General features: G+C 45.0%; 11 protein-coding genes. 7 read left to right on the top strand and 4 right to left on the bottom strand.

Annotated elements, in window-relative coordinates; all coding sequences use genetic code 11:
* The first annotated feature begins 6 nt into the window (after positions 1-6).
* From R7P36_RS07965 to R7P36_RS07950, 4 genes are all read left to right on the top strand, one after another.
* Positions 7-1,257, top strand: a complete 1,251-nt coding sequence (locus R7P36_RS07965) for a TIGR03503 family protein (protein WP_213899284.1) — start codon at positions 7-9, stop codon at positions 1,255-1,257.
* A 206-nt stretch (positions 1,258-1,463) separates the two neighbouring features.
* Complete coding sequence (locus tag R7P36_RS07960) at positions 1,464-2,021, top strand: nucleotidyltransferase domain-containing protein (RefSeq protein ID WP_053304069.1); 558 nt, start codon at positions 1,464-1,466, stop codon at positions 2,019-2,021.
* 51 nt (positions 2,022-2,072) lie between these two features.
* Positions 2,073-2,465: a DUF1353 domain-containing protein gene (locus R7P36_RS07955; protein WP_033905503.1), complete on the top strand. Its 393-nt coding sequence runs from the start codon at positions 2,073-2,075 to the stop codon at positions 2,463-2,465.
* An 84-nt stretch (positions 2,466-2,549) separates the two neighbouring features.
* Complete coding sequence (locus R7P36_RS07950; protein WP_017633770.1) at positions 2,550-2,960, top strand: GNAT family N-acetyltransferase; 411 nt, start codon at positions 2,550-2,552, stop codon at positions 2,958-2,960.
* A 73-nt stretch (positions 2,961-3,033) separates the two neighbouring features.
* On the opposite strand, the gene R7P36_RS07945 is transcribed toward R7P36_RS07950, so the two are convergent.
* Together R7P36_RS07945 and fadE are read right to left on the bottom strand one after the other, a co-directional pair.
* Entirely contained in the window at positions 3,034-4,809 is a 1,776-nt protein-coding gene (locus R7P36_RS07945) for a SulP family inorganic anion transporter (protein WP_005380390.1), read from the bottom strand.
* A 206-nt stretch (positions 4,810-5,015) separates the two neighbouring features.
* Positions 5,016-7,460: an acyl-CoA dehydrogenase FadE gene (gene fadE / locus R7P36_RS07940; protein WP_213899285.1), complete on the bottom strand. Its 2,445-nt coding sequence runs from the start codon at positions 7,458-7,460 to the stop codon at positions 5,016-5,018.
* A gap of 376 nt (positions 7,461-7,836) precedes the next feature.
* Here fadE and lpcA point away from each other — a divergent pair, with 376 nt between their 5' ends.
* Together lpcA and R7P36_RS07930 are read left to right on the top strand one after the other, a co-directional pair.
* Complete coding sequence (lpcA, locus tag R7P36_RS07935) at positions 7,837-8,412, top strand: D-sedoheptulose 7-phosphate isomerase (protein WP_005380392.1); 576 nt, start codon at positions 7,837-7,839, stop codon at positions 8,410-8,412.
* A gap of 50 nt (positions 8,413-8,462) precedes the next feature.
* Complete coding sequence (locus tag R7P36_RS07930) at positions 8,463-9,308, top strand: class II glutamine amidotransferase (protein WP_318122096.1); 846 nt, start codon at positions 8,463-8,465, stop codon at positions 9,306-9,308.
* 389 nt (positions 9,309-9,697) lie between these two features.
* Here R7P36_RS07930 and purN read toward each other — a convergent pair whose 3' ends face one another.
* Positions 9,698-10,354: a phosphoribosylglycinamide formyltransferase gene (gene purN, locus R7P36_RS07925; protein ID WP_213899287.1), complete on the bottom strand. Its 657-nt coding sequence runs from the start codon at positions 10,352-10,354 to the stop codon at positions 9,698-9,700.
* Positions 10,355-10,505: 151 nt separating this feature from the next.
* Entirely contained in the window at positions 10,506-11,546 is a 1,041-nt protein-coding gene (gene purM, locus R7P36_RS07920; protein ID WP_213899288.1) for a phosphoribosylformylglycinamidine cyclo-ligase, read from the bottom strand.
* Positions 11,547-11,725: 179 nt separating this feature from the next.
* Here purM and upp point away from each other — a divergent pair, with 179 nt between their 5' ends.
* Positions 11,726-12,352 (top strand): uracil phosphoribosyltransferase, encoded by a 627-nt coding sequence (gene upp, locus R7P36_RS07915; RefSeq protein WP_005380401.1) that lies wholly within the window; start codon positions 11,726-11,728, stop codon positions 12,350-12,352.
* Positions 12,353-12,380: the final 28 nt, after the last annotated feature.

Raw genomic sequence — 12,380 nt, 5'->3', positions numbered from 1 at the left:
GAAGCTATGTTGAGGGCTTTGTTGGTCGCGTTTTTAGCGATATGGAGTAGTCTCTCGAGTGCTGCGAGTGAATCTACAATGTCTTTATTAGACAATCGCTTTCGAGTTGATCCAACCATCGAGCAGATCACGTTTTTGGTTTATCGTGAGCAAAGTTCTCAGCCAGTTGCTTTAGTCCGTCCTGACGGAAAAAAATACTATGCTTGGGGCTCTTACGACAATGTACGTTGGTATCAAGAAGCCTCACTCGATATTATTTCCGTTGATAACCCTATGCCAGGTCCATGGCAGGCTGTGGGGAAAGTTACGCCTAAAAATAACATCCGCTTAATTTCTCACCTAAAGCTCAGTACGGATCTGTTCCCAAACCGATTATATAATGGGGAAGTGCTTAAGTTTACAGCTCGCCTGACCTCCGACGGCAAACCTCTTGTATTGCGCGACTTCCTTGATCGCGTGAATCTGCGCGTGACATTTACCAAGTTTGTCGAAAATGAAGATGAGCTGATCAAAGAAGCTCGTCCAGTGTCGATGGTTGTGGGTGAGTTTTCTGATGACGGCCGCGGCTTGGATGAAAAAGCAGGGGATGGTGTGTTTACGGTTCAGCTCCCAATAGACGTTGAGCCTGGTAAGTACCGCGCGCGCATCACGTCTGGCAATGGCGTATTCTTACGAGCGCAAGAACAAGTCATCTTGGTTTATCCGAACCCAATTTCTCGTACTTTTATTCAGGCTCGTAATCCCGATAAGCCACACCAATTAGTGGTGAGTGGCGAGCAAGGTATGATTGCACCAGGCTCCATTGCAGTCACAGTGAAAAAGGACGCTCCCGATGGTTTCATTAGTTACAGCCAAGGACAGGTCTCTAAAGATGGAATGAGAGTTACGTTGGACCTCAATAACGATGCTGAGCTTGGTAAGTACGCATGGCGCGGCGAGATCTTTGCCACTGATTTTGCAACCCAGCGTCCGTTGGTGTTTCCTATTCCAGAGCAAACCTTCAGTGTTGTTGATGAAGTTGATCTAGAAGCTGCTCGAATTGCAAAAGAAGCTGAATTAGCCGAGCAGCGCCGTATTGAAATGGAAAAGCAAATTATCGCTGAGCGGGAGGCTGAGCGTAAGCGCAGCATGATTATTATCGCGGTGGGTAACGTGATAATGCTGCTGATTGTGATCATTGCATGGATAGTCTGGCGCAAAATTAAAGCGAAGCGCGATGCCATGCCAGAGATGCAATTAGAAGTACCAAAGAAATAGTAGTAACACACACATAAAGCGAGAAACGGAGCCAATCGGCTCCGTTTTTTCAGTTTAAGTTTGAGACAGAGTTTGATGCTTCTCATGGTCATTAATCATTTTATTTTAAAGTAACACCATGATTTAACGTTGATTAATCATAATAAAGCTCGCATGATACTCTTTACGTTTCGACTTGATTTTAGTGCGTATCGACGGAGTGAGTTATGACAATTGGAGAGTTAGGACTAGAACATTTACCACGACAAAAGGCCTTGGTTGAGTCAGCTTATGATGCCTTTTGTTCTGAAAAAGACGTTGTTGCCGCGGTATTGCTTGGCTCCTTGTCATCAGGACAAGGTGACCGTATTTCGGACGCTGATGTTGTTGTATTTACTCAAAACAACTTCCATAAAGCCTCAGAGCCTTGCTTTACCCAGTTTGAAGCTAATAAAGATATTTTTTATCGCCTTGAGGGAGAGCACAACGAAAATGCGTGTTTCAAAAAATACATTTTTAATGACCTAACCAGTGCAGAGATTCATTGTTTAGATCTCTGTGAGCCCTTCAAACTTTCTAAGCCATTTAAGACTTTATTTGATAAAGCTGATGTGATTGGGGGCATGGTTACTGATGAACCTGCGCCAAAGCATGAAGATTTCCCAGTTTATACCAGTGGTGATCAAGGCCTGATCTGGGAACTCTTTGATTGTATTAAGTGGTTGAGCAGAGATAACCATGAGCTTGCTAAGTCCTATTTGAAAAAACTCTCTGAGAAACTCTAATTTGAGAGTCATCTCCGTTCCTCCCACTGAAGTTAGCTAGGCGGTTAGGTTATGAAATACAAAAAGCGTCAGAAGTATAAATACACTCTCCATTCTGAAGAAAAGATTGAGACTCAAATTTCAGTGAGTAACGCGTATGACAGCCCTTTTCTTAGTTTGTCCAAACAAGGCGTGTTAACGATTAAAAAGGGCTATGCATGGGATGGAGCGAGTGGGCCAGCGTTAGACACAAAAAACATTATGAAAGCTTCTTTAGTGCATGATGCTCTTTACCAACTCATGAGGGAAGAGGTGTTGCCACAAAGTGCTCGAAAGCATGCGGATACGTTGTTGAGAGAAACATGTTTAGAAAAAGGAATGTCTAGCTTCAGAGCAACTTATATCTATTATGGCGTCAGAGTTGTCGGTGGCTTCTTTTCTAGACCTGATACTTTGTGTGCTTAATGGGAACATCTTTCCAACGTTTAACTGTTTATTTATACAGTTTAGTTATGTAAGCTCCAAGGTGATACAAAGGAGTAGTACATAATGACAATAAGATATGAAGAGCATGTGCCAAGCCCGAAAGAATACTGTGATATGCGTGTCAAAGCCGGGCTATCACCCAAATCGTTGAAAGCTGCTGAAATTGGTCTACCCAATTCGTTATATGGCGTATCTGTTCGGGATGAAGGAAAGCTCATTGCAATGGGTCGGGTTGTTGGTGACGGGGCGTGTAACTTTGAAATTGTCGACGTTGCCGTTGATTCTGATTATCAAGGCAACGGTTTAGGTAGAAAAGTCATGGAATACATCGACGGTTATCTTTCATCTGTTGCACTTGAAGGCTCTTACGTTTCTATGATTGCTGACGAACCGGTCTTTTACGAAAAGCTTGGTTATAGGCTGGTGGCTCCTAAAAGCCAAGGGATGACAAAAAAGTTTAAGCCAAAGGCGTAACACGTATTCAGCTGTGAAGATAAGCACTAGAAAACAGGAGTTTAATTTCCTGTTTTCTATATTAAATTTCTATTTAAGCCACTTCTGGAATTGGTTTGGGTGGCTGCTCTAAATCAGGCTCTTTTTGAACAGTAGGAATTTGTCCCTCACCCACAGCACTGATGTAACAGCCACTAAGTTTAATGGCAAGGTACATATCAGCTCGCAGTAAGATGCCTCCTTCACTGGTGCTGATACCAGTAAGCTCACACCATTGACGAAGACGTCGTTTCCTTCCTGCGAGGATTAAGCGTACGCCTCTCTTTTTCAAAGTATTGTGAATATCTGCCAGTGTTGCCATCACACTGAGATCCAAGTGAGTAAAGCTCGACACGGCGTCGATGACAACGCAACTTGCGTCTTTGTGATGCTCTGCCTGCTCTAACACTCTACGTTTAAAGTAAGGAGCATTGAAGTAAGTTAGCGGTGAGTTAAAGCGGTAAATCACCATTCCAGGAATAGGCGAAGCTTTTCCTGAGTCGTCGATGGTCCGAATGGTGCCTTTTTCATCCAAGCCAAGTAGCTGATCACTCGGCCGCATGACAATACGTAAAAATTGAAACAGCCCTAGCAATACCGCCAAAGTGATCCCCGGTATTACACCCACGATCAACACAGAAATAAAAGTAATGATGGCCAGATAAAATGCATCTTTGTCACGAGATTTTAATTTCCAAATTGCTTTAAGATCGAGCAGCGATAGGGACGCAATGATCAATACAACACCAAGTGAAGCGATAGGGATGAACTGTAAAGGCTCGTAAATAAATACCGCAATAATGGCAATGGTGATTGCGGCGACAATCGAAACTAATTGAGATTTACCGCCATTTGCATCATTGACGGCTGTGCGTGAGTCAGCGCCGCTTATTGCGAAACCTTGTGAAAACGCTGAGGCAATGTTGGCAAAACCCAACGCCTGAAACTCTTTATTTGCATCAATATCATAACCGTTTTTAGCCGCGAAACTGCGGGCGGTGAGCATCATGCTAACAAAACTGACAATCGCAAGGTTGAGCGCCGGGACTACTAGTTCACGAACTTCACCTAGCTCAAATTCCGGTGTTTGAAACTGAGGGAAGCCACCTTGAGTGAGTCCGACAACCGATACGCCCATCTCTTGTAAATGGAAAAACCAAACTGACGCAGTAGTTACGAGGATCGCCAGCATGGCAGCAGGCCAAGTTGGTCGGTAGCGTTTGGTGAGCAAATAAACGACAACCGTCACGATACTCAGAGTTACAGTAGGCCAATGAAGATCGGTTAATCGTTGTGGAGCTTCCCATAAACGTTCCAGTAAATAACGTTGCTCGTATTTCAAACCGACTACTTTCGCAAACTGACCAACGATAATTGTGAGAGCAACACCGTTGAGTAGACCCAAAAGAATCGGACGAGAAAGGAAATCTGCAAACACTCCTAGCTTGAAACGACTTGCCAGTACACACCAAATCCCCGTCATCGCTGTCATGGTCATAACCAACTGCCAATGTTTTGTGGGGTCACCTGCGGCAAGTGGTGTCACAACAGCAGCGATCACTGCACAGGTTGCTGCATCGGGTCCGACAATGAGTTGTCGAGATGTGCCCATCATGGCGTAAACCAACATTGGCAGTACACACGAATACAGACCGACAATTGCGGATACACCAGTTAACTGTGCATAAGCTATGGCAACTGGCAGTGCAACCGCGACAACTGAAAAGGCGGCTCTAAAGTCGTTAACAAACCATTCTTTTTGATAATGCTTAAGCTGAACAAGCCCTGGGAACCACTGTGCGAGTAATATTTTAGCCAACGGATTTACCATATATGTGAGTGAGTTACTTAAAGTATACACCGCTTAGTTGGAACGTCTGAGAGTTAGTTATCACTGGAAATCGGGGGAAAGATTGGAGTGCGTGGCTTTTATTGCGATTGCGCAGGGGCTTCGTGGTGTGAGGTGTTATGAACGCTATTCTGGTAGCAATAAAAAACGGGAGCTGATACTCCCGTTTGTGGTCTCAGATTCTAGAGTTACGCGACGCTATCCATCTGAGGGTATAGCGGCTTTGCGGCGAGCAATTCCGGCTCGAAGTCGTCAACGTTGATTGTGTCTAGACGATGCTGTTCCGCTTCTCTGAGTAGATCGGCTTCTTCTTGCGTGATAAAGCCTTGCTCTAGCCCTTCCTGAGCAATCATATCCAAACGTAAGAATGGGCGACGCTTACCTTGCGCTTTACATACTTTGTCAAACACAGGCTCAGCTTGAAGAATGACTGATAGTGCAAGCTCAATCTTACCTGCTGCGTTGTGCTCGGTCGGTTCAAGGTATTGACCGCGACCAATGCGTGAGCGCGTTGCACTTGGCGTTTGTAGAATGCGTGCCACTTTGCTGTCTAGTTTATCGCTTGGCGCTTTGCGTACACGACCGAATGGCATGATTAACACGCGCAGTGCACGACCAATCACTTTGTTCGGGAAGTTTGCTAAGAATTCGTCTACCGCCACTTCCGCTTGTTTCAAACTGTCTTGTAGACCCCAGTGTACTAATGGTAAATCTTCGACTGGGCGGCCATCTTGCTCAAAACGTTTCAACGTCGCAGAGCTTAAATATAGCTGGCTTAGAATGTCACCAAGACGCGCTGATAGACGCTCTTTACGCTTCAAAGAGCCACCTAGCACTGCCATTGAGATATCCGATAGCAGAGCAAGGTTTGCACTGTAACGGTTCAATTGTTGGTAGTAACGCTTGGTTGCATCTTTGGTTGGTGATGAAGAGCCCAGACCGTCGCTCAAACCAAACCAGATACTGCGCACTAGGTTACTCATTGTAAAGCTCACGTGACCAGCAAGCGCTTTATCAAACTTCTCGACAGCATTACTTGCTTCAGAATACGCCGCGTTCATTTCTTCAAGAACGTACGGATGGCAACGGATTGCGCCTTGGCCAAAGATGATCATTGAGCGTGTTAGAATGTTAGCACCCTCAACCGTTACTGCGATTGGCGCACCTTGGTAACCACGAGCTAGGAAGTTAGAAGGTCCCATACAGATACCTTTACCGCCTACGATGTCCATTGCATCGATGATGCTTTGCTGGCCGCGGTGCGTACAGTGATACTTCACGATAGCTGAGATTACTGAAGGCTTTTCACCTAAGTCGATACCCGCAACGGTTAAGTTGCTTGCTGCATCCATCACGTAAGCATTACCACCCAAGCGTGCTAATGGTTCTTCAACCCCTTCCATATGGCCGATAGGCTGTTTGAACTGACGACGAATACGTGAGTAAGCACCGGTTGCCATTGCCGCAGTTTTGATGCCACCTGTTGAGTTTGAAGGTAGCGTGATACCACGTCCAACCGACAGACACTCAACCAGCATACGCCAACCTTGGCCCGCCATTTTTTCGCCACCGATAATGAAATCGATAGGAACAAAGATGTCTTTACCGCGCGTTGGACCATTTTGGAATGGCACATTGAGCGGGAAGTGTCGGTTACCAATCTCAACACCTTTGACATCAGTTGGAATAAGCGCACAAGTGATGCCAAGATCTTCTTTGTCACCAAGTAAACCTTCAGGGTCGCGAAGTTTAAATGCTAAGCCTAGTACGGTTGCGACTGGCGCTAGGGTGATGTAGCGCTTGTTCCAAGTCAGGCGCATACCCAGTACTTCTTTTCCTTCCCATTCGCCTTTGCAGACCACACCGTAATCTGGAATAGAGCCTGCGTCAGAACCCGCTTCTGGGCTCGTTAAGGCGAAACAAGGGATTTCCTTACCTTCAGCTAAACGCGGTAAGTAATGATTTTTTTGATCTTCAGTACCGTAGTGTTGCAGTAGCTCACCAGGGCCTAAAGAGTTAGGAACACCAACGGTAGACGATAGAACGCCAGAAACACCCGTTAATTTTTGTAGCACCAAAGATTGCGCGTATGCTGAGAATTCCAGACCACCGTACTTTTTCTTAATGATCATGGCGAAGAACTTATGATCTTTCAGGTATTGCCAAACTTCTGGCGGTAAGTCCGCGAGTTCATGGGTCACTTGGAAATCACTCACCATGGCGCACACTTCATTCACAGGGCCTTCTAAAAAGGCTTGTTCTTCCGCACTTAACTTAGGTGCTTGAATCGCGTGTAGCTTTTGCCACTCTGGTTTGCCTTTAAATAGTTCGGCTTCCCACCAGACGGTACCTGCGTCTAACGCTTCTTTTTCGGTTTGAGACATAGCTGGCAGCACTTTCTTGAAAAGCACTAACGCTTTGCGGCTAATTAAAGACTGACGTACGCCAGGAACCGCGAGCACAGCTGCGGCGAGAACGTAAATCGCCCAACCAATAACGCCGACAGTTCCTGCTACTGTAAGAGCCAGCATGGCCGCGGTGAGTAAGCTAATAGATTTCACGAGAGACATGCGGTGGTAGAGCGTAATGCCTAGCACGATCGCCATCGTGATGATTGAGAGCAAGATGTCCATATATATTTTCCTTTTCAGACTTTATAAGTTTTGTACGTCTGCATGTTAGGTAAGAGGTCTAACCAGTTGGTTTAAGTGTAATCAAAATATTAAGGAAATGTAAAACATAAGATTGGATAAAAAGTGATCTAAGTAGAGTTAAAATTCTAAAGTTGAGATTTGAGTGATGTTTTCATGAGCAAGTTGACAAGTTTATTACCATCACTAATCTAAATCTGTTGGTTCACTATCGACACTAATTCTCGTTTGTGGGTAAACTCAGAGTAATCAAACCCGAGTTCAGGTTTATGAAATGTCCGATACCAAATTGGTATCAGAACAATTTGCTCAGTGAGTCAAGAGCTGACTGAAGCCGAAATAATAAAGAGAACGTCTTATGTACCATGATCTGATTAGAAGTGAATTAAACGAAGCTGCTGAAGTGCTCAACAAATTTTTAAGCGATGACCATAACATTGCGCAAATCGAAGCAGCGGCGAAAATGATTGCTGACTCATTCAAGCAAGATGGTAAAGTATTGTCGTGTGGTAACGGTGGTTCTCACTGTGATTCAATGCACTTTGCCGAAGAGCTAACAGGCCGTTACCGAGAAAATCGTCCTGGCTATGCTGGTATTGCTATTTCAGATCCAAGCCACCTTTCTTGTGTGAGTAATGACTTTGGTTATGACTTCGTGTTTTCACGCTATGTAGAAGCGGTTGGTCGAAAAGGTGACGTACTGTTTGGTCTGTCGACGTCAGGTAACTCAGGTAACATCCTGAAAGCGATTGAAGCAGCACAAGCGAAAGGCATGAAGACGATTGCGCTAACAGGTAAAGATGGCGGCAAAATGGCAGGCCTTGCAGATATTGAAATCCGCGTGCCACACTTTGGTTATGCAGACCGCATTCAGGAAATTCATATTAAGATTATTCATATCATCATTCAGTTGATCGAAAAAGAGATGGAATAATCGTTTACGGCCACCGTTTCGAGCTGTGTTGTTAGGGAGTTTTTTAAACCATGTGTGAATTGCTCGGTATGAGCGCTAATGTTCCAACGGATATTTGTTTCAGTTTTACTGGGCTCATTCAGCGTGGAGGTCGAACCGGCCCACACCGTGACGGATGGGGGATCACCTTCTACGAAGGGAAGGGCTTTCGAACCTTCAAAGATCCCAAGCCAAGTTGTGAGTCTAAAATAGCAGAGTTGGTACAAAATTATCCCATCAAAAGTCGTGCGGTCGTTAGTCATATCCGACAGGCGAATCGTGGTGGTGTTAATTTAGAAAATACTCATCCCTTTACACGTGAGCTGTGGGGTAGGTATTGGACGTTTGCGCATAACGGTCAGCTCTCTGGCTATCAAGACTTACATACAGGTCGACATCGACCTGTCGGTGAAACAGATAGTGAACTGGCATTTTGCTGGTTATTGAAGCAAATGGAAGATCGATACCCTGAGCCACCAAAGGATATGGAGTCGGTATTCTTATATGTTGCTAAATGTTGTGATGAGCTAAGAGAGAAGGGTGTATTTAACATGCTTCTGAGTGATGGTGAGTATGTAATGACGTATTGCACCAATCATTTGTATTGGATCACAAGACGCGCACCGTTTGGAAAAGCTGCTTTGCTTGATGAAGATGTGGAAATTAACTTCCAAGAAGAAACCACGCCACATGACATCGTTTCTGTGATCGCAACTCAACCTTTGACGGGCAACGAAGCTTGGCAGCGTATGAGACCTGGCGAATACGGCTTGTTTCACCTAGGTGAACTAGTCAAAAATAATGCCTCTGAACTGGTAAATGTGCCTTTTGCGGCGGCTAAGCCGGGCAATCAAGCGCCAACCGAACCGTTAGAGTGATGGTCTCTTACTCTGAATATAAAAATAAAGCTCGCTTAATCGCGAGCTTTATTTTTATGCGTTTTAAACCGAGGGCGGATACGGATGAGCATTCTTACTTTCTAGAGTGCTGGTAGTAGAGTCCTAGTCTCGCTAAGGCTTGCTGTAAAGACGTAACTGATAGAAATTTCTCATAAAACACCTCGTCAGTCTGAACGGTGAAGAACGAACCAGATTCAGAATCTACTTTCCGAGTGTTATGTTACTCAAGTGGTTATGGGGTTTTTTAGAATGTTGAGTTTTAGGTTTCTAGTCTCACCATGGTTTTCTTGAATCAAGTTTATAAGTATTAAAACAACCAAGAGCAGCCCTCAGGCTGCTCTTTTGTGCTTGGAGTTTATTATTCAGGGCTACTCATCTGAGGCGTACCCATGTACGCCAAGCTCTGCGCCATCTAAATAGGCTTTACCATCCTTCATGATCAACCGCTCGTCTACCAGCCACTTAGCCACCATAGGGTAGATTCGGTGCTCCTGCGCCTGAACACGTGCCGCAAGTACACTAGCATCATCGTCTTCGAACACAGGAACTTTTGCTTGCAGTATGACAGGGCCACCATCAAGCTCTTCCGTTACAAAGTGCACACTCGTACCATGTTCTTTATCGCCAGCATCAATTGCTCTCTGGTGTGTGTGTAGCCCAGGATATTTTGGTAGAAGAGAAGGGTGGATATTGATCATCTTACCCATGTAATGAGAAACAAATGCGCTGCTCAGAATGCGCATGTAACCAGCAAGAATAATCACGTCTGGTTGGTATTCATCTATTTGACTCATTAGCTCTGCATCAAAGCTTTCACGCGAGCTGAATGCTTTAGGGTCGACAAAGTGACCGTCCACATCAAACTTTTTTGCACGTTCTAAACCAAAAGCATCTGCTTTGTTAGAGAACACGGCTGCCACTCGTACGTTTGGCATGCTGTCTTCGCAAGCTTCCAAGATAGCTTGCAGGTTACTTCCGTTACCCGAGATGAGGACCACAAAGTTTTTTAGGGTATGGTTTTTCATGATGTCGAGAGCGCCTTGGTATTGTAGGTTGGAGTTATGTAGCTTCTAAACTACCTACGAATAGAATGGTTTTTAGTGTTCTAGATAGCAAAATGAGGACCTAGTCATCTAGTGTCCTCATTCTTCTTATCTTTTGAGCTCGATTTGCAAATTATTGGATTTCAACTTGCTCTTCGTTCGCGTCTGCTTGTGCGATTTTACCAATCACCCACGCGTTTTCGCCTTCTTCTTTAAGAAGAGCAACTGCTGCGTCTGCCTGGTCTTTCGGTAGTGCGACGATTAGACCTACACCACAGTTGAATGTGCGGTACATTTCGTGTGTGTCGACGTTGCCTTTCTCTTGTAGCCACTTGAAGATAACTGGCCATTCCCAACTGTTACCATCGATAACTGCTTTCGTGCCTTCAGGCAGTACGCGTGGGATGTTTTCCCAGAAACCACCACCAGTGATATGAGAAATCGCATGGATGTCGTGTTTCTCAATCATCTTAAGTGCTGACTTGATGTAAATTTTTGTTGGTTCCAGTAGGTGCTCACCAATAGTGCGGCCTGCTAGCTCTTCGCTCTTATCTGCACCAGATACTTCTAGGATCTTACGGATAAGGGAGTAACCGTTTGAGTGTGGGCCGCTTGAGCCAACAGCGATAAGTGCATCACCAGCAGCGACTTTCGTGCCGTCAATCACGTCTTCTTTTTCTACTACGCCAACACAGAAACCAGCTACGTCGTAGTCTTCGCCTTCATACATGCCCGGCATCTCCGCAGTTTCGCCACCAATTAGGGCACAACCTGCTTGAACACACCCTTCTGCGATACCTGAAACAACATCCGCTGCGGTATCAACGTCTAGTTTGCCTGTTGCGTAGTAATCTAGGAAAAACAGTGGCTCTGCGCCTTGCACGATAAGATCATTTACACACATTGCCACTAGGTCGATGCCGATCGTGTCGTGCTTGTTCATATCCAGTGCTAGGCGAAGTTTTGTGCCAACGCCATCAGTACCGGAAACCAGTACAGGTTGTTTGTATTTAGTTGGCAATTCGCATAGCGCGCCAAAACCACCGATACCACCCATAACTTCAGGGCGACGAGTACGTTTTACCGCACCCTTAATACGATCCACAAGCGCGTTGCCTGCATCAATATCTACACCAGCGTCTTTATAGCTAAGAGAAGAGTTGTTACCACTCACAGGGAAGTCCTCGGTATTAAGTTGGATATGAAAACGGCGCTATTCTAACAGTGCTTAAACATAGATGGCAAACGTTTGCGTCTGTTTTTTTCTTTAGTGATTTATCCTGATATCCCTGTGAAAATCATGTATAATCTGAAGGTTTGTTTAAATATTGCCAACTATAGCCGGAGATGGACATGAAAGTTGTTGAAGTAAAGCACCCTCTAGTAAAACATAAAATTGGTCTAATGAGAGAAGGTGACATCAGCACAAAACGTTTTCGTGAGTTAGCGACTGAGGTCGGTAGCCTACTTACTTACGAAGCAACGTCAGACTTTGAAACAGAAAAAGTGACCATTGATGGTTGGAACGGTCCGGTAGAAGTAGATCAGATTAAAGGTAAAAAAGTAACCGTAGTGCCAATCCTACGTGCAGGTCTAGGCATGATGGATGGAGTTCTTGAGCACATGCCAAGCGCACGTATCAGTGTTGTGGGTATTTACCGTGATGAAGAAACGCTTGAGCCAGTTCCTTACTTCAACAAGCTTGCTTCAAACATCGAGGAGCGTATTGCGCTTGTTGTTGACCCAATGCTTGCAACAGGTGGTTCTATGATTGCTACGATCGATCTCCTAAAAGAGAAAGGTTGTAACCAAATCAAAGTGCTGGTACTTGTTGCTGCACCAGAAGGTATTGAAGCGCTAGAAAAAGCACACCCAGATGTTGAGCTATACACTGCGGCAATCGATGAGAAGCTTAATGACAAAGGCTACATCGTTCCGGGTCTAGGCGATGCAGGTGATAAGATCTTCGGTACTAAGTAATTCTTTGATGTATTACTATGACTGAACA

The sequence above is a fragment of the Vibrio sp. 397 genome, assembly GCF_033339395.1.
GTDB classification, from domain to species: domain Bacteria; phylum Pseudomonadota; class Gammaproteobacteria; order Enterobacterales; family Vibrionaceae; genus Vibrio; species Vibrio alginolyticus.
This window is presented reverse-complemented; position numbering and strand designations above follow the sequence as displayed.

What these genes read in the sequence shown, in the direction of transcription:
- R7P36_RS07965 (WP_213899284.1), top strand. Translation starts at nt 7, where the DNA reads ATGTTGAGGGCTTTGTTGGTCGCGTTTTTAGCGATATGGAGTAGTCTC.
- R7P36_RS07955 (WP_033905503.1), top strand. Translation starts at nt 2,073, where the DNA reads ATGAAATACAAAAAGCGTCAGAAGTATAAATACACTCTCCATTCTGAA.
- R7P36_RS07960 (WP_053304069.1), top strand. Translation starts at nt 1,464, where the DNA reads ATGACAATTGGAGAGTTAGGACTAGAACATTTACCACGACAAAAGGCC.
- fadE (WP_213899285.1), bottom strand. Translation starts at nt 7,460, where the DNA reads ATGGACATCTTGCTCTCAATCATCACGATGGCGATCGTGCTAGGCATT.
- upp (WP_005380401.1), top strand. Translation starts at nt 11,726, where the DNA reads ATGAAAGTTGTTGAAGTAAAGCACCCTCTAGTAAAACATAAAATTGGT.
- R7P36_RS07945 (WP_005380390.1), bottom strand. Translation starts at nt 4,809, where the DNA reads ATGGTAAATCCGTTGGCTAAAATATTACTCGCACAGTGGTTCCCAGGG.
- R7P36_RS07950 (WP_017633770.1), top strand. Translation starts at nt 2,550, where the DNA reads ATGACAATAAGATATGAAGAGCATGTGCCAAGCCCGAAAGAATACTGT.
- purN (WP_213899287.1), bottom strand. Translation starts at nt 10,354, where the DNA reads ATGAAAAACCATACCCTAAAAAACTTTGTGGTCCTCATCTCGGGTAAC.
- R7P36_RS07930 (WP_318122096.1), top strand. Translation starts at nt 8,463, where the DNA reads ATGTGTGAATTGCTCGGTATGAGCGCTAATGTTCCAACGGATATTTGT.
- lpcA (WP_005380392.1), top strand. Translation starts at nt 7,837, where the DNA reads ATGTACCATGATCTGATTAGAAGTGAATTAAACGAAGCTGCTGAAGTG.